19 protein-coding genes and 1 tRNA gene are annotated in these 22,907 nt (G+C 68.9%); 4 read left to right on the top strand and 16 right to left on the bottom strand.

Annotation, left to right across the window (positions count from 1 at the left end):
- Nucleotides 1-49: 49 nt before the first annotated feature.
- Together ACEXHE_RS07530 and ACEXHE_RS07525 are read right to left on the bottom strand one after the other, a co-directional pair.
- Nucleotides 50-5,287 carry a DEAD/DEAH box helicase gene (locus ACEXHE_RS07530; RefSeq protein ID WP_374785323.1) on the bottom strand — a complete coding sequence of 1,746 codons (5,238 nt, stop codon included), beginning with the start codon at nucleotides 5,285-5,287 and terminating at the stop codon, nucleotides 50-52.
- A gap of 82 nt (nucleotides 5,288-5,369) precedes the next feature.
- The gene (locus ACEXHE_RS07525) at nucleotides 5,370-5,828 is read right to left on the bottom strand and encodes a 23S rRNA (pseudouridine(1915)-N(3))-methyltransferase RlmH (protein ID WP_277246419.1); all 459 of its coding nucleotides are present in this window, start codon (nucleotides 5,826-5,828) and stop codon (nucleotides 5,370-5,372) included.
- A 274-nt stretch (nucleotides 5,829-6,102) separates the two neighbouring features.
- Here ACEXHE_RS07525 and ACEXHE_RS07520 point away from each other — a divergent pair, with 274 nt between their 5' ends.
- On the top strand, nucleotides 6,103-7,248 hold the full coding sequence (locus tag ACEXHE_RS07520) for an alpha/beta hydrolase fold domain-containing protein (RefSeq protein ID WP_374785322.1): 1,146 nt from the start codon (nucleotides 6,103-6,105) through the stop codon (nucleotides 7,246-7,248).
- A 35-nt stretch (nucleotides 7,249-7,283) separates the two neighbouring features.
- Here ACEXHE_RS07520 and ACEXHE_RS07515 read toward each other — a convergent pair whose 3' ends face one another.
- The 4 genes from ACEXHE_RS07515 to tadA form a co-directional block, all read right to left on the bottom strand.
- A complete protein-coding gene (locus ACEXHE_RS07515) occupies nucleotides 7,284-7,670 on the bottom strand; it encodes a hypothetical protein (RefSeq protein WP_374785321.1) in 387 nt (128 codons plus the stop codon).
- Nucleotides 7,663-8,079 carry a TetR/AcrR family transcriptional regulator gene (locus ACEXHE_RS07510; RefSeq protein WP_374785320.1) on the bottom strand — a complete coding sequence of 139 codons (417 nt, stop codon included), beginning with the start codon at nucleotides 8,077-8,079 and terminating at the stop codon, nucleotides 7,663-7,665. Before ACEXHE_RS07510 ends, ACEXHE_RS07515 begins: the two co-directional genes overlap by 8 nt.
- Before the next feature lie 136 nt (nucleotides 8,080-8,215).
- Nucleotides 8,216-8,306 (bottom strand) — tRNA-Ser (locus ACEXHE_RS07505).
- A 43-nt stretch (nucleotides 8,307-8,349) separates the two neighbouring features.
- Nucleotides 8,350-8,841, bottom strand: a complete 492-nt coding sequence (gene tadA / locus ACEXHE_RS07500; RefSeq protein ID WP_374785447.1) for a tRNA adenosine(34) deaminase TadA — start codon at nucleotides 8,839-8,841, stop codon at nucleotides 8,350-8,352.
- 189 nt (nucleotides 8,842-9,030) lie between these two features.
- On the opposite strand from tadA, the gene upp reads away from it, so the two are divergent.
- Both upp and ACEXHE_RS07490 read left to right on the top strand, forming a co-directional pair.
- Nucleotides 9,031-9,666 (top strand): uracil phosphoribosyltransferase, encoded by a 636-nt coding sequence (upp, locus tag ACEXHE_RS07495; protein WP_091699171.1) that lies wholly within the window; start codon nucleotides 9,031-9,033, stop codon nucleotides 9,664-9,666.
- Nucleotides 9,667-10,174: 508 nt separating this feature from the next.
- On the top strand, nucleotides 10,175-11,017 hold the full coding sequence (locus tag ACEXHE_RS07490) for a winged helix-turn-helix domain-containing protein (protein ID WP_374785319.1): 843 nt from the start codon (nucleotides 10,175-10,177) through the stop codon (nucleotides 11,015-11,017).
- A gap of 94 nt (nucleotides 11,018-11,111) precedes the next feature.
- On the opposite strand, the gene ACEXHE_RS07485 is transcribed toward ACEXHE_RS07490, so the two are convergent.
- Genes ACEXHE_RS07485 through ACEXHE_RS07440 form a run of 10 tightly spaced genes read right to left on the bottom strand, consistent with a single transcriptional unit; the run spans nucleotide 11,112 to nucleotide 21,497 of the window.
- Complete coding sequence (locus tag ACEXHE_RS07485) at nucleotides 11,112-12,641, bottom strand: long-chain fatty acid--CoA ligase (protein WP_374785318.1); 1,530 nt, start codon at nucleotides 12,639-12,641, stop codon at nucleotides 11,112-11,114.
- Nucleotides 12,641-13,123 (bottom strand): MaoC family dehydratase, encoded by a 483-nt coding sequence (locus ACEXHE_RS07480; RefSeq protein WP_374785317.1) that lies wholly within the window; start codon nucleotides 13,121-13,123, stop codon nucleotides 12,641-12,643. Before ACEXHE_RS07480 ends, ACEXHE_RS07485 begins: the two co-directional genes overlap by 1 nt.
- A gap of 56 nt (nucleotides 13,124-13,179) precedes the next feature.
- Nucleotides 13,180-13,953, bottom strand: a complete 774-nt coding sequence (fabG, locus tag ACEXHE_RS07475; RefSeq protein ID WP_374785316.1) for a 3-oxoacyl-ACP reductase FabG — start codon at nucleotides 13,951-13,953, stop codon at nucleotides 13,180-13,182.
- A 44-nt stretch (nucleotides 13,954-13,997) separates the two neighbouring features.
- On the bottom strand, nucleotides 13,998-15,212 hold the full coding sequence (locus ACEXHE_RS07470; protein ID WP_374785315.1) for an acetyl-CoA C-acetyltransferase: 1,215 nt from the start codon (nucleotides 15,210-15,212) through the stop codon (nucleotides 13,998-14,000).
- Nucleotides 15,213-15,261: 49 nt separating this feature from the next.
- Nucleotides 15,262-16,467, bottom strand: coding sequence for an acyl-CoA dehydrogenase family protein (locus ACEXHE_RS07465; protein WP_374785314.1), 1,206 nt, complete (start codon nucleotides 16,465-16,467; stop codon nucleotides 15,262-15,264).
- A 48-nt stretch (nucleotides 16,468-16,515) separates the two neighbouring features.
- Nucleotides 16,516-17,850 carry an ABC transporter substrate-binding protein gene (locus tag ACEXHE_RS07460; RefSeq protein ID WP_374785313.1) on the bottom strand — a complete coding sequence of 445 codons (1,335 nt, stop codon included), beginning with the start codon at nucleotides 17,848-17,850 and terminating at the stop codon, nucleotides 16,516-16,518.
- 56 nt (nucleotides 17,851-17,906) lie between these two features.
- Nucleotides 17,907-19,046 (bottom strand): branched-chain amino acid ABC transporter permease, encoded by a 1,140-nt coding sequence (locus tag ACEXHE_RS07455; protein ID WP_374785312.1) that lies wholly within the window; start codon nucleotides 19,044-19,046, stop codon nucleotides 17,907-17,909.
- A gap of 1 nt (nucleotide 19,047) precedes the next feature.
- The gene (locus ACEXHE_RS07450) at nucleotides 19,048-19,923 is read right to left on the bottom strand and encodes a branched-chain amino acid ABC transporter permease (RefSeq protein ID WP_374785311.1); all 876 of its coding nucleotides are present in this window, start codon (nucleotides 19,921-19,923) and stop codon (nucleotides 19,048-19,050) included.
- Between the two features lie 37 nt (nucleotides 19,924-19,960).
- On the bottom strand, nucleotides 19,961-20,665 hold the full coding sequence (locus tag ACEXHE_RS07445; protein WP_374785310.1) for an ABC transporter ATP-binding protein: 705 nt from the start codon (nucleotides 20,663-20,665) through the stop codon (nucleotides 19,961-19,963).
- Nucleotides 20,652-21,497 (bottom strand): ABC transporter ATP-binding protein, encoded by an 846-nt coding sequence (locus ACEXHE_RS07440; RefSeq protein ID WP_374785309.1) that lies wholly within the window; start codon nucleotides 21,495-21,497, stop codon nucleotides 20,652-20,654. Before ACEXHE_RS07440 ends, ACEXHE_RS07445 begins: the two co-directional genes overlap by 14 nt.
- A gap of 158 nt (nucleotides 21,498-21,655) precedes the next feature.
- On the opposite strand from ACEXHE_RS07440, the gene ACEXHE_RS07435 reads away from it, so the two are divergent.
- Nucleotides 21,656-22,891: a PucR family transcriptional regulator gene (locus ACEXHE_RS07435; RefSeq protein WP_374785308.1), complete on the top strand. Its 1,236-nt coding sequence runs from the start codon at nucleotides 21,656-21,658 to the stop codon at nucleotides 22,889-22,891.
- Nucleotides 22,892-22,907: the final 16 nt, after the last annotated feature.

Genomic DNA, 22,907 nt, shown 5'->3' with positions numbered 1-22,907 from the left:
TCTACGCCGGGACCTGGACGGGAATGGCTGTCTGCCGGCTTCGCGCAGTTCAGCTGCGGAAGCGCAGGCCGGAGGGGGAGGCGTAGAACCCGGCGGCCAGCAGCGCCTCGGCCAGGGATGTGCCCAGCAGGGGCAGCCCGTTGACCTTCTCCAGGGACATCTTCTCCACCCGTGCGGTGCGCAGTGCCCAGCCCAGTGCCTGCGCGGTGGGACGGAGCACCCGGGCGTCCGTGAGGTCCTCGGCGAAACACAGCAGGGTGCGGCCCCCGCGTTCCACGTAGAGCGTCAGCACCCCGTCCACCATCACGACGACGGCCCCCGCCTTCCTGCCCGGGCGGTGGCCTGTGGGGCGCACGCCATCCGGCCCCGCGGGGACCTCCGGCCACGGCAGGGCCGCCCCGTAGGGGTTGGCCGGGTCCGTGGCGGCCAGGGCCAGCGCGGGCAGGTCCGGCTCGACCTCGGGTGTGCGCCAGGGCGCGGGATCGTTCGGGAAGTCGTGCCGGCCGTCCCGGTCGAGGGAGCCCCCGGGGGCGGGGGAAGCCGCATCCACGTCCTGCCGGGCGAAGCCGCGCAGCCGGTCCACCGTGGCGCCGGTGGAGAACTGGGCGGCGCCGAGGTGCTCGATGTAGTAGCCGCGGCGGACCTGTCCGGCCTCCTCCATGCGGGTGAGCAGGCGGTACTGTCCGGCGAACCCGCCGGGGGTCTCCTCGGTCACCACGGACCCGCGGGTGATCACTCCGTAGCGGTCCAGCAGGATCTCCGCGGTGGCGTGGGCCCGGATGGTGGGGTCAGCCAGAGGCTCGGGCAGCAGGGACCACCGTCCGGCGGACCGGGCGGCGTCCGTGGGGATCAGGGCCAGACCGCCGCTCAGGGAGCCGTCCGCACTCTCGGTGGTCATCCCCTCTCCGGTCAGTCCGCGCAGCCGGGCCAGGCGCCCGGAGCGACCGGTCCCGCTGAGCCGGGCGGTGCGGGCCCGGGGTGGCCGGGAGCGCTGCCGGTGGGCGGTGCGGCCCTGGCCCAGCAGACCGCGCACGGGGGAGTAGGTGTCATTGCCCACCCGTCCGGCCCAGATCAGGTCCCAGAGGGCGGACACCCAGTCGCTGGAGGTGGCGGACACGGGCTGGTCCGAGCCCTCCTGCAGATGTTGCCGGGCACGCTCCACCAGGGGCCCGATGAACCATGCGCCGCCTCCGGACAGCGCCTCCACCAGTGCCTGATGCAGCGGGCCGGGCTCGACGTCCTCGGCGTGGACCAGAGTGAGGTCGGCGGTCTCGGCGGGGTGGAAGGCGATCCAGCCGTCGTTGCCCGGGGCCTCGGCGGTGCCGGACCACAGGAACTCTCCGCCGGCCAGCAGCTCGTCCAGCAGGGCGGGGGAATAGTCGCGCACGCGGGCGGGCAGAACGTGGGTCTCCCAGGCGCTCGCTGGGACGGGCACCCCGGCCAGCTGCTCGAGCACCGTGGCCACACCGTCCACGCCGCTGAGCACGGCGGGGGAGCCGCCGCCGGGACGGGTCTCCAGGTGGTGCCAGTCGGCCAGGAACCGTGCGTAGGCCGGCTGCTCCACGGGCTCGACCTCAGCGCGCAGAGCGGCCAGGGACCGGCGACGGATCCGGCGCAGCACCTCGACGTCGCACCATTCGGTGTCCAGCGGCCCGCGAGGACGCCGGACCTCCTCGCCGCCGGGCCGGAACTCGCCCTCGGTGACCCGGTGGTCCGCGGAGAGCCGCTGCAGGACCTGATGGACCACGGCGGCACCCAGTCCGAGCGCCGCACTGGCCTCGGCCGGGGTGAACGGGCCGTGGGTGCGGGCGTACCGTCCCACCACATCGGCCAGCGGGTCGGCCACCGGCTCGATGAACGCCACCGGGATGCCCATGGGCAGGGCCACGCCGAGGGCATCCCGCAGCCGGGCGGCGTCCTCCACGGCGGCGTACTTCTCCTGCCCGCCGATCCGCACCTTCAGGGCACGGCGGTCGGCCACGAGCCGGTCCAGGTGGCCCTGGGCCACCTCCACCGAGGCGTGAGGCCGAGCCTGCGGTGAGGTGTCTGCGGAGGGTGCGGTGCCGTCGTCGGGAACCTCTGCCGGGGCAGCCTGGTCACCCTCCTCGCCCTGCAGACGCGCAGCCGTCTCCTGGACACTCAGGGGTCCGAGCAGGCGCAGCAGATCGGCCGCACCTTCGAGACCGCGCGCCCGGCGTCCCGGGGAGAGCCGCTGCAGGTCCGCCTCCACGGAGGCGATCACGGTGGGGTCCAGCAGGTCCCGCAGCTCGGCCCGGCCCAACAGTTCGCCCAGCAGTCCGGGGTCCAGGGACAGCGCGGCGGCGCGGCGTTCGGCCAACGGGGAGTCGCCCTCGTAGAGGAATTGGGCCACGTACCCGAACAGCAGGGACTGCGCGAAGGGGCTCGGGGCCTGTGTGGTGGTCTCCACCAGGCGCACGGACCGGCCCTCGATCCGGGTGGCCAGGTCCTTGAGCGCGGGGAGATCGTAGACGTCCTGAAGGACCTCGCGCACGGTCTCCAGGATCACCGGGAACTGGGGGTACTTCCGCGCGACCTCCAGCAGCTGGGCGGAGCGCTGACGCTGCTGCCACAGGGGCGAGCGCTTGCCGGGGTCCCGCCGGGGCAGCAGCAGGGCGCGAGCGGCGTTCTCCCGGAACCGGGCCGCGAACAGGGCCGATCCTCCGACCTCCCGGGTGACGATCTCGTCCAGTTCGTCGGCGGCGAAGAGGAACAGCTCGGCGCCGGGTGGCTCGTCGTCCATCATCGGCACGCGCAGCACGATCCCGTCGTCGGCGGCCATGGCCTGCCCGTCCATCCCGTACCGGGCGTGCAGTCGCGCCCCCACGGCCAGCGCCCACGGGGCGTGCACGGGCATCCCGAAGGGGGAGTGCAGCACCGCGCGCCAGTCGCCCAGCTCGTCCCGGAACCGCTCCACCACCAGGGTCTTCTCGGTGGGCAGGACCCCCGTGGACTCCTGCTGCTCGGCGAGGTACGCGGTCAGATTGTCCTGCGCCCAGGTGTCCAGTCCGGCGGCGGCGAGCCGTTCGGATCCGGCAGTCCCACTCGCACCCGCGCCGGCTCCCATGCTGGCCGCGATCTCCCGCCGAAACGCTCCCACGGCCTGGCCCAGCTCCACGGGCCGGCCCTCGGCGTCTCCGCGCCAGAACGGCAGGCGTCCGGGCTGTCCGAACGCGGGGACCACCAGGACACGGTCGTGCGTGATGTCCTGGATCTGCCAGCTCGTGGCGCCGAGCACGATCACGTCCCCCACGCGCGACTCGTAGACCATCTCCTCGTCCAGCTCGCCCACCCGGCGGCCGCCCGTGCGCGCGGTGCCTGCGCCGGCTCCGGCCTCGTCCTCGGTGCCGGCCAGGAACACCCCGAACAGCCCGCGGTCCGGGATGGTGCCGCCGGAGGTGACGGCCAGCCGCTGAGCGCCGGGACGGCCCTCCAGGGTCCCGGCCTCCCGGTCCCACACCACGCGGGGCCGCAGCTCGGCGAACTCGTCCGAGGGGTACCGCCCGGAGAGCAGGTCCAGCACGGACTCATAGGCCGAGTGCGGCAGCGCGGAGAACGGGGCCGAACGGCGCACCAGGTCGAACCACTCCTCGGCGTCGATCTCGCCCAGGGCGCTGGCGGCCACGGTCTGCTGGGCCAGGATGTCCAGCGGGTTGGCCGGGACCGAGAGCGACTCGATCCTCCCCGCCAGCATCCGCTCCACCACCACGGCCGTGTCCACCAGGTCCCCCCGGTGCTTGGGGAAGAAGAAGCCCCTCGAGGTCTCGCCGACCTGGTGCCCGGCACGGCCCACGCGCTGCAGCCCCGAGGCCACCGAGGGCGGGGACTCCACCTGGATGACCTGCTCCACGGCGCCCATGTCGATGCCCAGCTCCAGCGAGCTCGTGGCCACCACGCACCGCAGTCGCCCGGACTTCAGGTCCTCCTCCACCAGGGCCCGCTGCTCCTTGGAGACCGAGCCGTGATGGGCCCGCGCGAACTCCTGCCCGGACCCCTCGGCGCTCGTTCCGGCCGACTGCCCTGAGCCGCCGATCAGCTGAGCCGGGCCGAATCGCGGCTGTCCTCCCGCCCCGCTCCGTTCCCTGCTTCCCGACGACGGCTCCTCGCCTCCCGCAGGCGGGTTCGCCTCTGCGGGGGACCAGGGCGAGTCCTGCAGAATCTCGCCCAGCGCGACCGGATCCTGCAGCGCTCCTGGCGGGGCGTCGTCGGGAACGTCTGTGCTGGCTTCGGGACCTGCCTGCCGTTCCTCCCAGATCTCGTTGAGCCGGCCGGTGAGGCGTTCAGCCAGGCGCCGGGAGTTGGCGAAGACGATGGTGGAGCGGTGCGCGGCGACCAGGTCCACGATCCGCTCCTCCACATGCGGCCAGATCGAGGCCTGCGGCTGAAGACCGGACCCTGGACCCATGTCGTGCGCGGCGGAGGCCTGGGGCAGCTCGGTCATGTCCGGGACGGGCACGGTGACGGTGATGTCCCAGGACTTGTTCGCCGCCGGAGCCACCACCTGGACCGGCTGGATGCCGCCGAGGAACCGGGCCACCTCGGACCGCGGCTCCACCGTGGCCGAGAGCCCGATCCGCTGGGCGGGCTTGGCCAACAGGGCGTCGAGCCGTTCGAGGCTGACCGCCAGGTGTGCGCCGCGCTTGGTGCCGGCCACGGCGTGCACCTCGTCCACGATCACCGTCTCCACACCCGTCAGGGTGGACCGGGCCTGGGAGGTGAGCATCAGGTACAGCGACTCGGGCGTGGTGATCAGGATGTCCGGCGGATCGGTGAGCAGCTGGCGGCGCTCGCGGGCAGGGGTGTCGCCGGAGCGGACGCCCACACGCACATCCGGGGCATCCTCACCCCGGCGCCGGGCGGTCTGGGTGATCCCGATCAGCGGGGCGCGCAGGTTCCGTTCCACGTCCACGCCGAGCGCCTTGAGCGGGGAGATGTAGAGGACCCGGGTGGCGGCACGGGGAGCCTCGGCACCAACCCCGTCGCTGTCCTCCGTCTTCTTCGCGCGCTTCCCGGCCGGCTTCCACGGCTTGTCCTGCCGTACGGGCGGCTGCCGCAGGAAACCGTCCAGCGCCCACAGGAACGCGGCGAGCGTCTTGCCTGAACCCGTCGGTGCGATCACCAGCGCGTGCTGACCGCTGGAGACCGCGTCCCAGGCCCCGATCTGTGCCTGCGTGGGCGCCGCGAAGGCCCCGCCGAACCACTCTGCGGTGGCGGGGGTGAAGCGGGAGAGCACCGTCTCCGGGTGGGGTGTGGGACCGTCGGTGGGCATCGCCGTCATGCTACGGGAGCCCCCGGACGGGCTAGGGCTGACAGCGGGGTCCCCGGCCGAGCCAGGCACCGCCCGCCCACTCTCACGCGTGGTGGTAGGGCCGCCCGCCGGAGATCTCCTGGGCCCGGTAGAGCTGCTCGGCCAGGATCAGGCGCACCAGCTGATGCGGGAACACCAGATTGGACAGGGACCAGGTCAGGTCCGCCCGTGCATGCACGGAGGCGTCCACGCCGTAGGCTCCGCCGATCACCACGGTGACCGGCCGGCCCAGGTCGAACTGGCCCTGCAGATGCCGTGCCAGCCCGGGGGAGTCCAGGTTCTTGCCGCGCTCGTCCAGCAGCACCAGGTGGTCCTGGGCCCCGACCTTGGACAGGATCCGTCCGGACTCCTCTTCCCGGGCTGCATCGCCCTCGCGCGAGGAGTGCGGCAGCAGCTGCCAGGAGAGGTCGTAGGGCTTCTTCAGGCGCTTCTCATACCGCCCGATCCCCTCGCTCACCCAGGACTCGTGCTTCTTGCCCACCGCCAACACCTTCACCGCCATGCCCCCATCCTCCCAGGCCCCACCGTTCCACACCGCCGCACCGGAAACGCACCCCCTCACAGGGCAGTGCGGATCCGGGCCGGAGGTGAGGAATGCGCGGGGTCGCACCGCTGCCGAGCACCGTGGCCGAAACGTGTCCTGACATGGACCCCGCCGGGCACTAGCGTCAGGGATCACCCGACGACGGCCGGCGCCTCCCAGCACCCGGCACGGCCGGCGGGGTGAGGGAGATCAGTGCGGTGGACGGGCCGCAGCAGGACCAGAGGGGAACCGGATGACGGCAGAGGTGGGAGCACCGCCGGCGGCGGAAGCGCCTGCACCGGCCGAACCGACCCAAGCGGCCGAGGCCGCCGAGGAGGAGCACGCACGGCGTCAGCATCGGCGCAGACGGTGGATCCTGGTGGTGACCACCGTGTTGGTGATGGCGCTCGCGGGGGTGCTGGCCGTCGTCGTGATGTTCAACCGGGCCGAGGCCAATCCGCGCGTGATGCCCGGCGAGGCCTGGATCATCCTGGACCAGCGCTACGCGAACCTGCCCGGCAACGCCGGCACGGCGGACGTGTTCCTGCCGACGAAGGGGACCGGCCCGTTCCCCGTGGTGATGTGGACGTCCGGTTCGGGGTGGAGCAGCGACCAGGGCAATGTGGGCGGGGAGCAGGTGGCCGCGTACCTGGTGGCCCAGGGGTACGCGGTGGTGTCCTACTCGGTGCGCAACTCGGACCAGGCGGTGTTCCCGGCACAGCTGCATGACGCCAAGGCCGCAGTGCGGTGGGTGCGTGCGAACGCCGAGCGGCTGAACCTGGACCCGGACCGGATCGCCGCCGCCGGCAACTCCTCGGGCGGGTGGATCGCCACCATGCTGGGGGTGACCGGTGGAAGGCCAACGCTGGAGGGGGACGTGGGCGTGCGGGGTGAGTCCTCGGAGGTGGGGGCCGTGGTGAACTTCTTCGCCCCCACCGACTTCCTGCAGATCAACCGGCACATGATCCCCGGGGCCTGCGAGGAGTTCAACCGCGCGCACCGGCTGGTGGACTGTCACGACGACCCCCGCGCGTACGAGTCCCGGCTGATCGGCGCTTCGATCCTCACGCACCCGCACCTGGTGGCCGCCGCGAGCCCGCTGACCTATGTGGACGCGGGGGATCCGCCCACGCTGATCGCGCACGGGACCAAGGACATGGTGGTGCCGGACCATCAGAGCACGCTGCTCTACTCCCGGATGGCGTCGGCGGGGACCCCGGTGGCGTACTACGAGGTGCATGGGGCCGGGCATGACCACGGCTTCGCCCGGGCCACCCGCGAGATGACCACCGTGGTCCGTTCGGCCCACCTGGACCCGGTGCCGCCGCAGGACGAGCAGCTCTCCTGGAAGGTCATCGCCCGGTTCCTGGACGAGCAGCTGGGCGTCGAGTCACGCTGACCCTCAACCCGTGTGCGGACGGGGAGCGCTGCCGGTCACGCCTGCGGAGTCAGTGCGGTCTCGATGGACCGCACCACGGCCTCCGGATCGTCGACGTCCGCGATCAGCCGCCGGTACTCGTGGTCCTGGAGGGAGATGACGATGGCGTGCGCCGGGTCGGCCACGTCCCAGAAGACCCGCTCGCCGTCCTGACGGAACGTGCCCCCGAGGTAGTGACCGTAGGCATCCGTCCCCAGGACCTTGGTCCCCGACCACTCGCCGGCCGCCTTCAAGCCGGGCCACGAGGTGGAGATCTCCGGGTCCACCGTGGCCCCCCGGACCTGAGAGAGCGGAATGTTCAGTTCCTTCTTGAATGTCCCCAGCCTGCGGATGCCTCGAATGGAGACCACGAGGGTGTCGTTGATGATGTGGATGTCAGCCATGGGCGTTCTCCTCCGGTGCAGAGGTGGGAATGGACATGCCGGCTCGCTGGATCAGCCGTTGGAAGATGTGCTCACCGGCGGTGACCTCGCCACCGTCCAGCCGGGTGATGACACGGTGAGCCAGGCGGGCGACCTCCCGGTCCGCTTGTGCGCGTTCGCGCAGCGCCACCGTCAACAGGTCGATGACCCGGTCCAGGTCCTCGCCCACCGCTGTTCCGTCGGCCGCATGGGCGAATGCCGTCCGGAACAGTTCGGCCTTGCTGCCGAAGGCCCCGTACAGGCTGCCGCGCAGCAGACCAGTCGCAGCGACGAGCTGACTGACTGAGGTTCCCTCGTATCCTCGGGCTGCGAAGACATCGGCGGCCTGGAGGAGCACGTGATTGCGGTCGAACTTCGGGACACCTGCCATGCTCCCATTGAACCATGATTGAACGTTCGATCAAGAATGAGTGGGGGTCTGGGTTCTGACGAGTCATGCACCACCCGGACATGCGAACAGCCCCTGGTCGAACCGGAGTGAACCGGTGGACCAGGGGCTGTGCGAATGGCGGTGACGGTGGGATTTGAACCCACGGTACGGGGTTACCGTACACAACATTTCGAGTGTTGCACCTTCGGCCGCTCGGACACGTCACCACGGCCTGTCGAGCATATCCGACTCTGCCAAGCTCGCCCAAACTCAGCCGCGGTGCGCACGGAAGAACTCGCGCAGCAGCTCCGCGCATTCGTCCTCCCGCACGCCCGGATGGACCTCCACCCAGTGGTTCAGCCGCGGCTCGCGCACCACGTCGAACACCGACCCGCAGGCTCCGGCCTTGGGATCCCAGGCCCCGAACACCAGCTGCGGCACCCGCGCCAGCACCATCGCCCCGGCGCACATGGCACAGGGCTCCAGGGTGACCACCAGCGTGCAGTCCGAGAGCCGCCAGCCGTCGCCCTTCCCGCTCACCGCGCGGGCCTGCGCCGCCCGGCGCAGCGCCAGCACCTCGGCGTGCGCGGTCGGATCACCACCGGCCTCCCGCTCGTTGAACCCGGCGCCCAGCATCTGCCCGTCCGGCCCGATCACCACCGCCCCGATCGGCACGTCCCCTGCCGCCTCGGTCTTCGCGGCCTCAGCCAGCGCCAGCCCCATCCAGCGCTCCCTCTCCTCGCGCCCCGAAGTCGCAGTCACACCCTTCCCGACGACGGCCGGCACGGCACGCTCAGAGGTCGCCTCGCGCGGGGCGCAGGGGTGAGGGGGCGGGGGCTGGGAGGTCACCTGACCAGCGTAGGGGAGGGGCCGTCGTCGGGAGGTGTCTGTGCGGGTTCCGGCACTGCCCGGGCCGACGGGCCGGGCGAGTGCGGCCGGTAGGCTGGCACCATGCGCGTACAGGTCGTCGAACATCCGCTGGTCGCCCACAAGCTCACGGTGCTGAGGAAGAAGGAGACCCCCTCCATCACCTTCCGTCAGCTCACCGAGGAGCTGGTCATGCTCCTGGCCTACGAGGCCACGCGTGATGTGGCCATGGAGGACGTGGACATCCAGACTCCCGTCACCTCCACCACCGGCCGCCGCCTGGCCCGCCCCACCCCGCTGGTGGTGCCGATCCTGCGTGCCGGACTGGGCATGCTCGAGGGCATGGTGCGCATGGCGCCCACCGCGGAGGTCGGGTTCCTGGGCATGGCCCGCAACGAGGAGACGCTGGACATCGTCACCTACGCCGAGCGGCTGCCCGCCGACCTGACGGGGCGGCACGTGTTCGTGCTGGATCCCATGCTGGCCACCGGCGGCACCCTGGTGGAGTCCATCCGCTTCCTGTACGAGCGCAACGCCTCCCGGGTGACCTGCATCTGCCTGCTGGCCGCGCCGGAGGGGATCGAGCGCCTGGAGCGGGAGCTGGAGGGTGTGGAGGTGGACCTGTTCGTGGCTGCCATCGATGAGCGGCTGGACGAGAACGCCTACATCGTCCCCGGGCTCGGCGACGCCGGCGACCGCCTGTACGGCCTGGCCGAGTAGTCGGGCAGCCGGTCGAGGGCCTGCCCGCGCACACTGTCCAGAATGTGGACGTACGAGGGCCGCGCGCGCTCCGCTTGACGAGGGGGGTGCCCGGTCGGCATACTCCCCTCTCGCTGATCGAAGGGCTCTCAGGCGTCGGTATCCAGGACTCGAGGTCCCTGCTCGCCGCTGAAAGTGCCGTGGACCGCGTAGTGTGAAACATTCAAGACCTCTTTCACACCGTTTTCCCAGGTTCCGCAGGTGTGATCTTGCCCACAAAAGAGACGGTTTGTCTCGCATGGTGAGACGAATGGTCCAGTGTTACTTGCGAGAACTGTTTGTGACGACACACAGTGGTCACATGACCATCCGCCCCCTACTCCACGCCCGTCAGGCAGTTGCGGTGACCCCGCTTGCCAGACGCAGTGGGTAGGAGGTTCGCTGAGCCACCGGCTGTGGATGTGAGGCCGTGATCCGGCGTCGACATCCCCGTTGCGCGGCCCAGCCCGAAAGACGCAAGGGAACGTCCATGACCACAGCACCGCAGGGTTACGTCCACATCTCCGTCCGCAATGCGCAGCGCCGAGCCGCCATGGCCGAGCATTACCGCGCCCATGGCGGGACCTATGCGGGGATGCCGGGCGGACGTGCACTGCATTCGGTCCCGGAGCCCACACCTCAGCAGGGCGAATCTGCTGCCTCTGCCGCTCCCCAGACCAGCCCCATGCCGGTCCTGGCCCCCAACGGCATCCCCGGCCCGCAGGCCGTGGCCCAGGAGAACGAGGCCCGTGGCTTCGTGCTCTACGTGGGCATGGACGAGTCCGCCGCCTCGGCTGCCGGGACCTCGCTGACCCGCCTGGCCAACGAGCTGCGCCACTACGTGGAGTCCCTCGTGGCGGGCTCTGCCTCTCACGCGGCCGTAGCCATCGCCCCGGCTGGCGCCCCTGGCTCTGACCTGGAGGTCGTCCGCCAGGTGCTGGGCGATCCCACCATCCAGGGCGGCCCTCGCCCGGACCTGCAGCAGGCCCCCGCCCCGGTCTCCACCCGCCAGCCCGGTGTGCTGATCGATCTGGCCCGCCGCGAGGTCATGCTGGACGGCGAGGGTCTGAACCTGACCTACAAGGAGTTCGAGCTGCTGAACTACCTGGTGGAGAACGGCGGCCGCACCGTCGGGCGTGAAGAGCTGCTTGACTCGCTCTGGAAGAACTCGGACGAGGTGCCCAACGAGCGCACCATCGACGTCCACATCCGCCGCCTGCGCGCCAAGCTCGGCCGCCTCTCCGCCACTGTCCGCACCGTCCGCGGCCAGGGCTACCGCTTCTACGAGCACCCCGAGGTCGTCGTCTGGGCCGCTCCGGAGTACAGCATCTGATCTGACCAGGTGCGGGTCCATCCGACCCGCACACACTGAGGCCCCAGACCGTCGAACGGTCTGGGGCCTCAGTGTCTGAGCGCGGCCGCCAGGACTACGAGCTGATCTGCTCAGCCAGCTCGCGCTTGAGGATCTTGCCCGTGGCGGTGGTCGGCATCGTCTCCACGATCCGCACATCCCGGGGGTACTTGTACGCCGCCAGGGAGGCCTTGGCGTACTCGATGATCTCCTCGGGCGTCACCTGGGTTCCGGGGCGGGTGCTGACCACAGCCACCACCTCCTGGCCCAGAGCGGGATCAGGCTTCCCGACGACGGCCACTTCAGACACGCTGGGATGTCCGGCGATGACCTCCTCCACCTCGCGCGGGTAGACGTTGTAGCCGCCGCGGATGATCAGCTCCTTCTTGCGGTCCACCACGAAGATGAACCCCTCCTCATCCCGGTAGCCCATGTCACCGGTATGCAGCCAGCCGTCCACCAGGGCGGCACGGGTGGACTCCGGGTCGTTGTAATAGCCCTTCATGATGGTCGGCCCGCTGAAGAGCAGCTCGCCGATGTGCTCGCTGCCGCGGGGCAGGTCCTGACCTTCGGCATCCACCACCCGGCACCGGGTGCCCCAGAGCGGCTGGCCGATTGAGAGCACCTTGCGCTCCTCACGGGAGACATTCACGCACACGGAGCTGGTGGACTCGGACAGCCCATAGCCCTCCAACACGGTGGCCCGGGGGAACTCGGACTCGAAACGCCGCAGGACCTCTCCGGGCAGGGCCGATCCACCGGACACCACCCGGTCCACGGAGGACAGGTCTCGTCCTTCAGTGCCGGCCTCCAACATGCCGACCATCATCGTGGGGACGGCCGAGAACCGGGTGACGCGGTGCTTCTCGATCAGGTCCAGGGCCGCCGTGGCATCGAACCGGGGGAGCAGCACCATGGTGGACCCGGCGCGCACGCAGATGTTCAGCACACTGGTCAGGCCGTACACGTGGAAGAAGGGGAGCACCGCCAGCGTGACATCGGCCGGATAGATCGGGATCCGGTCGGTGGAGACCGTCGAGTTCATGTAGATCCCGAAATGTGTGAGCTCGGCACCCTTGGGCGTGCCCGTGGTGCCACTGGTGAAGAGGATGACGGCGGTGTCGTCTGCCTGGGTCGGTGCCATCGGCACGGGACGACGCGGCTGCATCAGCTCGGTGAAGTCACGGGTTCCCTCGGGGATCTCGCCTGCTCCGGTCGAGACCACGAACACGGTCAAATCACCGGCGTCACGAGCCCCCTTGAGGGCTTCCTTCGCCACCATGTCCACGGTGATGAGCACCTCAGCGTCGGAGCTGCGCAGCTGGTGGGTCATCTCCCGAGCCCGCAGCAGAGGGTTCATCGGCACCATCACGTACCCGGCGCGGGTCAGGCCGTAGTAGGCGAACAGGAACTGGGGGATGTTGGGAAGCTGGACGGCGATCTTGGCGCCCTGCTGCAGTCCGAGGTCCTGGAGGTGGGCGGCCACGATGTCCGCGGCGGCGTCGACCTGGGCGTAGGTCCAGCTGCGGTCACCCAGGACCAGGCAGTCGTGGTCCGGTCGAGCGGCGGCACTCTCTCGGAGCAGGACGGAGATGTTGAAGCTCATCAGCTGGCCTCCTTCGGGTTCGGATTCGGGTTCGGAACGAGCAGCGAGAGGATCTCGGCCACGCAGGCGGGCTTCTCCTGCCCCTCGATCTCCACCACCATGCGCGTGGTGGCCATGGCACCCTGAGCGGTGCGTTCCAGGTTCAGCAGTTCGGCTCCGGCCCGGACCCGGCTACCCACTGGGACAGGCTGGGGGAACCGGACCTTGTTCGAGCCGTAGTTCACGCCCATGGCCAGTCCGTCCACGCGGTAGATCTCCCGGGTCAACGCCGGCAGCAGGGCAGTGGTCAGGTATCCGTGGGCCACGGTGGCTCCGAAGGGTCCCTTCGCCGCGCGCTCGGCGTCCAGGTGGATCCACTGGTGGTCGTCGGTTGCATCGGCGAAGATGTTCACCTGCTCCTGCGTAATGGTGCGCCAGTCGCTGTAGCCGAGATGGGTGCCCACGGCTTGGGCGTAGTCGTCGAGTCCGGAGAAGGTCTGCATGAGTGCTCCTGGGGGTGGAAGAGTCTGGAACGGGGAGGCGTCGAGGTGGAGCCCGATCAGGCCTTGGGGCCACCGGCCACGTAGATGACCTGGCCGGAGACGAAGGAGGCCTCCTCGCGGACGAAGAAGGACGCGGTGCTGGCGATGTCCTCCGGCGTGCCGGTGCGGGCCACGGGGATCTGGGCCGCTGCCTTCTCCACGAAGTTCTCGTAGGGGACTCCCATCCGTTCGGCGGTGGCCCGGGTCATGTCGGTCTCGATCAGGCCAGGGGCGATCGCGTTGACGGTGACGCCGAACTTGCCCAGCTCGATGGCCAGGGTCTTGGTGAAGCCCTGGATGCCGGCCTTGGCCGCGGCGTAGTTAGCCTGCCCGCGGTTGCCCAGCGCCGAGGTGGAGGAGATGTTCACGATCCGCCCCCAGCCCTGCTCGGTCATGTGCTTCTGGACCGCGCGAGACATCAGGAAGTGACCACGCAGGTGCACGTTCATCACGATGTCCCAGTCGTCCGCGGTCATCTTGAACAGCAGGTTGTCACGCAGGACGCCGGCGTTGTTGATCAGCACGGTGGGCGGTCCCATCTCCGTGGCCACCGAATCCACCAGGGCGGTGACGGAGTCCTCCTGGGACACATCGGCCGCGAAGGCGCGGGCGGTGCCGCCTGCCGAGGTGATGGCCTCGACGACGTCAGCGCAGGCCTCGGCCTTCAGGTCGACGGCCGCGACGGCGAAGCCGTCCTGGGCCATGCGGCGGGCCAGGGCGGCGCCGATTCCGCGGGCTGCTCCGGTGACGATGGCCACTCGGGTGGTGTTGGGGGTGGTCGAATTGCTCATGGTGTCCTCCTGGGAAGTCGGGTGGTGTGTGCGGATGCCGTGGGTCAGGACAGGCGTTCGATGACCATGGCCATGCCCTGGCCGCCGCCGACGCACATGGTCTCCAGGCCGAACTGTCCGTCGTGCTCACGCAGGGAGTTCAGCAGGGTGGCGGTGATCCGGGCCCCGGTCATGCCCCAGGGGTGGCCGAGGGCGATGGCGCCGCCGTTGACGTTCAGCTTGTCCAGGGGGATGCCGAGGTCCTCTGCCGAGGGGAGCACCTGGGCGGCGAAGGCCTCATTGATCTCCACCTGGTCGATGTCGCCGATGCTCATGCCGGCGCGGGCCAGTGCCTGGCGGGACGCCTCCACCGGGCCCAGGCCCATGATCTCGGGGGAGAGGGCGGACAGTCCGGTGGAGACGATCCGGGCCAGAGGGGTCAGCCCGAGCTGTGCGGCCTTGGTGTCGCTCATGATCACCAGGGCGGCCGCTCCGTCGTTCAGGGGGCAGGCATTGCCGGCGGTGACGGTTCCGTCCGGTCGGAAGACCGGATCCAGGGCGGAGACCGCCTCCATCGTGGTGCCGGCGCGGGGGCTGTCGTCCTGGGCGACCGTCGTGCCGTCCGGCAGGGTTACCGGGGTAATCTCCCGTGACCAGAACCCGGACTCCTGGGACTTCTCTGCCAGGTTCTGAGACCTGACCGCATATTCGTCCTGGGCCTGCCGGGAGATGCCGCGGATCTGTGCGACGTTCTCTGCCGTCTGACCCATGGCGATGTAGATGTCCGGGAGGTGGCCGTCGTCGCGGGGATCCGTCCAGGTGGGTGCCCCGCCCTCTGCTCGGCGTGCCGAGCGCTCCCAGGCCTCGCGGAACGCCGGATTCCGGGTGTCCTCCTCAGACCGGCCATGGCCCAACCGGCTGGCTGACTCCACGCCCGCAGAGATGAACACGTCGCCTTCGCTGGCCCGGATGGCATGCAGGGCCATGCGCGTGGTCTGGAGGCTGGAGGAACAGAACCGGGTGATGGTGGTGCCCGGCACAGCATCCAGACCTGCGCGGATGGCCACGATCCTTCCCATGTTCTGGCCCTGCTCGCCCTCCGGGATGCCGCAGCCCAGGATCAGGTCGTCGATCTCGGCTGGGTCCAGACCGGGGACGGCCTCCAAAGCTGCGGTGACCATTTGCGCGGCCATGTCATCGGCACGCAGATCCCGCAGGGAGCCCTTCCGGGCCCGGCCGATCGGTGAGCGGACCGCGGAGACGATCACGGCTTCTGGCATGGTGGTGCTCCTTCGTGAGGGGTTGCAGATCGGGGGTGGGCAGTGGGGATCAGGCGAACGCGGAGTGGCCGGTGATGGCTCGTCCGACGATCAGGGACTGCATGGAGTCGGTGCCCTCGTAGGTGAACACCACCTCCATGTCGGTCAGATGCCGGGCCACGTTGTTCTCCAGCAGCAGGCCGTTGCCGCCCAGGATGTCTCGGGCGGTGGAGACCACCCACCGGGCCTTCTGTGCGGCGGAGAGCTTGACCAGGGAAGCCATCGGTCCGGTGAGCAGCCCCTCGTCCTGCAGCTCGAGCAGACGGAAGCACATCAGCTTGATGTTGGTGACCTCGGCGAGCATGTTCGCCAGCTTGTTCTGCACCAGCTGGTGGGCACCGATCGGCTTGCCGAACTGGACACGCTCCTCGGCGTAGCGGACCGCATCTTCATAGGCGGAGATCGCATGGCCGAGGGACTCCCAGGCGACACCGCCGCGGGTCGCATTCAGGACCCGGTTGACGTCCTTGAAGGACGCGCAGCCAGGCAACCGGTTCGCCTCAGGGATGCGCAGGTCCTTGATGACGATGTCCGGCTGCAGGATGGCCCGCTTGCCGACCTTCCCGGTGATGACGGTGGGCTGGAACCCCTCGGGGAATTCCGCATCCGGCTCACGCTCCAGCACGAAGGCCTTGACCTTCTGGTCTGCCTCATCCCGCGCGTAGATGATGATGATGTTGCCGTAGGAGGCGTTGCCGATCCAGCGCTTGGCGCCGTTGAGGACCCAGGTGTCACCCTCACGGCGGGCGCTGGTCTCCAGGGCCACGGAGTCCGAGCCATGAGCCGGTTCGGTCAAGGCGAAGGCGCCGATCATCTCGAGACGCGCCATGCGGGGCAGCCACCGTTCCTTCTGCTCCGGCGAGGCGAACTCGTTGATGGAGCCCATGGCCAATCCGGAGTGCACCCCGAAGAAGGTGTTGATGGATCCGTCTCCGCGTGCCAGTTCCACCGAGACCATGGCCGAGGCCAGGCGGCTCATGCCGGGGCAGCCGTAGCCCTCGATCACGGTGCCGACGATGTTCAGCTCAGCCATCTTGGGGACGAGTTCGAAGGGGAACTCCGCCCGCTCCCAGTAGTCGTTGATGATGGGCATGACGTCGGCGTCCACGAAGGCGCGGACTCGGTCACGGATCTCTCGTTGCTCGTCGGTCAGCCGGTCGTCGAGCCGGTAGATGTCATGGTCAGGCAGGATACCGTTGGTCGTGGGTGCAGTCATGGTCAGGTCCTCTCAGGGTGGAAGCGGGGTCGTGGAGCTGCCCGCAGGTCAGTCGGTCTCGTCCGGGATGCCGTCGGCAGGGGGAGTGGACGGCTCGCGGCCCAGCTCCTCGATGGGGGCATCTCCGATGTCGGAGACGTAGACGGGGGTGATGGTCTTGGAGACGCCGTCCTGGATCTGGGCCACGCTGAGTCCGGACATGCCCAGGTGGGAGTCCTCGGAGTAACGGAACGGCGCCATCTGTGGACCCTCGAACTCAGAACCGCGCTCCTCCAGCACCTGGACGATCCCGTCGCGGGTGGGCTCGGGCCCGGCGGCCTGCAGTGCCTGGACGAACGCGTACGCGAACGACATGCCGTAGATATGGTACGAGGTCAGCTCTCCACTGCCGCCGTGCTCGTCCCAGACGCGCTGCCAGAGCTGGACCCACTCGTTGGTGGGGTCGTCAGCAGAAGGGACGTAGTCCGAGGTGTAGATGCCTTCCAGTGCCGAGGCGCCGTCCTTGACGGCCCCCTCAGAGAACCGGGACAGCAGCTGGCCGACCAACTGCGTGTCCGCGCCCACGGAGACGTAGAACCACTCGGGGTTGAAGTTCAGGCGGCGTGCAGCCAGCTGGCTCAGGGCAGTGTACGAGGGGACGGTGAAGGCCAGGACGAAGTCCACATCAGCGGCTTGCAGGTTGGTCAGCTGCGGGACGATGTCCGTGTTGCCGGAGGTGTACTTCTCCACCGCGACGACCTGGTCGTCGATGATCCGGCGCACTCCTGCCTCACCGTCTCGACCCATGTCGTCGTCCTGCACGAACAGGCCGACCTTGGCGTCAGGATGGTTCTCCTTGATCCAGGTCGCCATGATCTTGGCCTCGACCTCGTAGTCCGGCTGCCAGCCGAAGGAATAGGGGCGCGACTCAGGGTCATTGCCCCACATCAGCGAGCCAGAGGAGATGAACAGGTCCGGCACCTTCTCAGTGTTGAGGAACTCGATCACCGCACCGTGGGTGGGGGTGCCGACGCCGCCGACCATGGCGAAGACCTCGTCCTGGAGCACCAGTTCGTTCACCACAGAGCTGGTGTTGGTCGGGTTGTACGCGTCATCGCGGTAGAGGTACTCGATGTCGCGACCGTGCACGCCTCCGGTGGCATTGACGAAGTCGAAGTAGGCAGTCGCGCCCAGGGGGATCTCGCTGTAACCGGGCGCGGCCACACCGGTGAGCGGGAAGTGCCCGCCGATCTTGACCGAGGAGTCGGTGATGCCGACCTCGGAGTACTCACCGTCGGCGTTCTGGCCGTCGGCCGGGCGGCCTCCGGCACCGCAGGCGGTGATCATGCTGGCAGTGAGCACCAGGCTGGTGGCTACGGTGGCGAAGCGTGCGGTTCTCTTCATTGAGGATCTGCTCCTGTGTGAGGGGATGGATGAGGAGGATGGAGGGACGGGGGGAATCAGGCCGTGGCCTTGACGAGTTTGCGTTCCTGACGCTCGCGCCGTTTCGCGCGCAGTGTCCCGACGATGCCTCGAGGTGCCACCACGATGACGATCATCAGGGTGAGTCCGTAGGCGAGGGTCGCCAGTTCTGCTGCTTGAAGGGAGCTCAGGCCGAGTGAGAGGCCCGCGTTCGTGGCCATCTGCGGCAGGAAGGTCAGGATGGCGGCGCCGACCAATGCACCAGGAAGGGTGCCCAGACCGCCGATCACCACTCCGGCCAATAGGGCCAGAGAGAGGGTGAGGTTGAAGCCGGCTGGCGCGGTCAGTCGGACCACCAGGGCCATCACGCCTCCGGCGAGCCCGGCACAGGCCACCGAGACCACGAAGGCGACCACCCGATCACGACCCACATTGATCCCTGCCAGGGACGCGGCGACAGCGTCGTCACGCCCTGCCCGCCAGCGGCGACCCGTGCGGCTGGCCGAGAGATTGGCCAAGAGGAAGAAGATGGCGATGACACCGAACCAGCCGACGTAGGCGACATAGGACGAGGAGGACACCTCATTGCCGGTGATGAAGAACATCAGGTTGTCGAACCAGACCGGCACGGGAGGGACCCGTACGGAGAGGCCCTGGTCGCCGCCGAGGGTGTCGGTGAAGAACAGCGCGATCCCGGGGATCGCCACGGCCAAGGCCAGGGTGGCACCGGCGACGTACGGTCCGTGGAGTCGGGCGGCTGCCACTCCGATGATGGCCCCGACCACCAGGGTCACGAGCATGGCGATGAGCAGCACCACCGGCAGAGGCAGGGCACCGTCCGAGGCCTGGAGCAGCAGTGCTGTGGTGTAGGCGCCGATCGCCATGAAGGCTCCGTGCCCGAGGGAGAGCTGGCCGGACAGGCCGAGCAACAGGCTCAGACCACCGGCCGCGATGGCGGTGTAGGCCATGGTGGCCAGCTGAATCTGACGGAAGGGTTCGACCGACTCGATGGCGATGACCACCAGCAGCAGACCCACCAGGCCGAGCAGGAGGTGACGCAGCAGGGGGGACCGTTGCAGGCGAGCGCGGAACCGACCCAGGAATGAGCCGGAGGGCTGATCCGGGCGCTGCGTCGCTGTCGACTCAGGTGCGGGGGCGGTGAGTGAGGTGCTCGACATGTCAGACGCTCCTTGTGGCGGTGCGGGAGAACAGTCCATCGGGCTTGACCAGCAGGACGACCATCAGGACCACGAAGGCGACCAGGGGAAGCAGCTGGGCGCCTCCGAACCCGGCGACCAGGCTGAACAGGACGCCCAGGGTGAGGCCTCCGACCACGGAGCCGACGGGGCTGTCCAGTCCGCCGATGACGGCTGCGGCGAACCCATAGACGACCACCGCGTCCATGTAGGCGGGGTGTACGAAGTTGCCGCCGGCGATCAGCACGCCGGAGAGGGCGCCCACCAGACCGGCCAGGGCCCATCCCAGCGTGAGCATGCGACCCACGCGGACCCCCAGGAGTCGTGCGACTTCTTGGTTGAAGGCCGAGGCGCGCATACGCAGGCCGATGGTGGTCTTCTGGAAGAGGAGCAGCAGCAGGAACATCACCACCAGGACGGCGACGATGGTGAAGATGCCGAACCCGGTGAGTGCGAAGGTCTGCTCGCCGACGCGGATCCCGTCAAGGCCGAACGGAGCTGGGAAGGATTGGAACGATGAGCCGAAGATAATGGCTGCCACGGCGTGCAGCACAGTGAACAGCCCCAGCGTGAGGATCACCGCATTGATCGGGGACTTGCCTTCCACCGGGCGGATGATCACGCGCTCGACCACGGCCCCCAGGAGGAATCCGGAGATCAGGGCGACAGCAAAGGCCAGCCAGTAGTTGCCGCCGGCCTCGATGACCGTGAGCGCGATGAAGGTGGAGACCATGGCCATGGGGGCCTGGGCGAAGTTGACGATGCGCGTGGCGCGGTAGATCAAGACCAACGCGAGGGCGAATGCCGCGTAGATCATCCCGAGGGACAATCCGTTCAGGACGTAGTTGACGATCTGCAAGGGTCTGCTCTCCTTCCTGAGAGTTCAGCTGCAGTGATCAGAAGCCGAGGTAGGCGTGACGGAGGTTGCTGTCGGCGGCGAGCACCTGGGCGTCGTCCTGGGCGACGACCTTCCCCAGGTTCAGCACCACACCGTGGTCGGCGATCGAGAGCGCCGAGCGCGCATTCTGCTCCACGAGCAGCACCGCCAGCCCCTCGTCCACGGCCAGGCGACGCAGCGTGGAGAAGATCTGAGTGACGATGCGCGGCGCCAGGCCCAGGGACGGTTCGTCCAGGACGAGCACCTTGGGTGTGGCCATCAGTGCTCGCCCGACGACCAGCATCTGCCGCTCGCCACCGGAGAGGACGAGCGCGGCTGAATCTCGTCGTTCTCCCAGGACCGGGAACATGTCATAGATCCGGTCGAGGTCTGCTGGTTTGGACTTGTCGGCACGGGAGAGGCCACCCAGCTTGAGGTTCTCCTCGATGCTCAGTTCTGTGATGACACCTCGTCCCTCGGGGACCTGGGACAGGCCAAGACCAGGCTTGGCCTCGGCCGGCACCCGAGTGATGTCCTGGCCGTCCAGGACGATCCGCCCGGACGTGGAGGGAACCAGGCCGGAGATCGTGCGCAGAAGCGTCGTCTTGCCGGCGCCGTTGGCCCCGAGGACAGCCGTGATGCGTCCACTCTCGGCCGAGAGGGACACTCCGCGCAGAGCATGGACTGGCCCGTAGTGGACGGAAAGGTCCTCAATGCTGAGCATGCTGTGCCTCCTCGGCGCTGTCCGCGACGTCGTCGCCCAGGTAGGCGGAGATCACGGCGGGATCGTCCTTGATCTGATCCGGGGTGCCACGGGCAATCCGTCGGCCGAAGTCGAGCACCATGATGTCGTCGCAGACACTCATCACCAGGTCCATGTGGTGCTCCACGAGCATGACCGCCATATGTCCGCTGAGGCTGCGGATCAGTTCACCGAGTTCGTCCATCTCAGCGTTAGACAGACCTGAGGCCGGCTCGTCGAGCATCAGCAGTTCAGGCTCCACTGCCACGGCACGGGCCAGGGCGACCCGCTTGTTGATCGGGTAAGGCAGCGACGTGGGCAGGCGCTGGGCGTGATGGGCGATCCCGAAGTCCTCCAGGATGGTCATGGCCCGCTCCCGGAGCTCCCGTTCCTCGTGATGGCTGCGACCGACGCCCAGAAGTCCTGTGAAGAACCCTGAGCGGGCGTGACGGTCCAGGCCGACCATGACGTTCTCCACCACGCTCAGGGCCTCGAACAGGCCCAGGCCCTGGAGGGTGCGGGCGATTCCCAGGTCAGCGAGCTGGTGCGAACGCAGTCGGTTCAGTCGCTGTCCCTTCCAGGTGAGGGTCCCCTCCTGGGGCTGGATGAATCCGCAGGCGACGTTGAACAGGGTGGTCTTCCCGGCACCGTTGGGTCCGATCACACCCTGGACCGTCCCCGGGCGGACATCCAGGTCCACGGCGTTCAGGGCGCGAAGGCCGCCGAAGCGCACATCGATGCCCTCCATGGTCAGGATCGGATCGGGCTGAGCTGATGGGGCGGCCGAGGACTCTTCCGTGGTCGTGACGCTCATCCTTGCCTCCTGTGTCTGCTGAATGTCTCAGGCATTGCCTCAGGCTATGACCTGGGTCACAGTGACAATATGGGCACCGTGCACAATCCTTGTTGTGCACAGTCGACGTGACCAGGCCGCGGTTCGGTCACGGTGGATGAGAGTGAGGGCTGACCCCGGTGGCACAGGAGAGCGTGGATGCGGAGGATCGGCTGCGTGCGGCCTGGTCGGATCTGCTCGACGATTCAGACCACATCGCTGACGAGATCTCGGACAGCATGCTCGCCACGGAACAGGGGGCGGCGTGGTCCACGCCAGAGCTCAGGGCAGTCCTGCGACGCAGTGTGCGTGAGCATGTGCGGCGCGGTCTGCGCCGGCTCTCCGGGGCCACCGGTCGGGAAGGTGTGGGAGCTCGGCTGGTCGATGCCTGGCGTGCCACCGGTATTGAACGTGCCCGCCAGGGCGTTCCTCTCGAGTCATTGATCTCGGTCTACACCTCTGGGAATCGGCTTCTCTGGGAAGCCCTGGCGGAACGGTTCCAAGAAGGGCGCCTGGACATCACCGCGGAGGAACTCGTCGCGGCTGGTCGGCAGCTCTGGCATGACCTGGGGCTGACGGGGGAGGTGCTCAGCGCGGCCTACCGCCGGGAGACCTCGCGGATGACCCTTCGAGATCTCCGCCGACAGGAGAACTACCTCGCTGGCTTGTTCGAGGGCAGAGGCGCTGACCCGGCGTATGCGGACCAGGCCGAGGAGATCCTGGGTATCCGTCCGGACGTGCCGGTCGCCTGCGTTGTGGCGATCCTGGAGGACCCGCAGAGCGATCCACTCAGGCATCCGGAGGACCGGATCGACCGGATGGGTGCCATGTCTCGGTGGGGTGTGCGCGAAGGAGCCCTGTACGGGCTGGTGGCCATCCCCTCGGAGGACGAGGCCTGGCTGACAGAGGCGCTGAGTCCGGTGATGGAAGGGCGGGTTGGCGTCGCGCTCGCACGCCATGGGATTCCTGAGTCTGCAGCGGCATTCAGGCTGGCATCCCGTGCCGCGAATACACTCCCGCCAGGGGACCGTCGCCTGGTCTGGGCCTCGGCAAGATTGCCGGAACTGCTGGTCGAATCAAGCCCCGAGGTCACCGGGCTGCTGATGGACCACGTCCTGGGGACCCTGCTGGCCCTGCCGACGCATCAGCGGACGACGCTGCTGGAGACGCTCAGGGCATTGCTGCGTCACGGCGGGTCTGCGACCGCCGCGGCGGACGAGCTGTTCTGCCATCGCAACACGGTGATCTACCGCAGCCGGCGTCTGGTGGAGCTCACCGGATCCAGTCTGCAGGACCCCCGCGGCAGGCTGCTGCTTCAGCTGGCGCTCCTGGCCCACGACATGGCCGAAGCCTCGCGTGGTGCCCTGCCCTCCTGACCCTCGCGATGACGAG

Source organism: Micrococcus sp. IITD107 (assembly GCF_041927415.1).
GTDB lineage: Bacteria > Actinomycetota > Actinomycetes > Actinomycetales > Micrococcaceae > Citricoccus > Citricoccus terreus.
The sequence above is the reverse complement of the archived record's forward strand: the minus strand, read 5'-3'. Positions and strand labels throughout refer to the sequence as shown.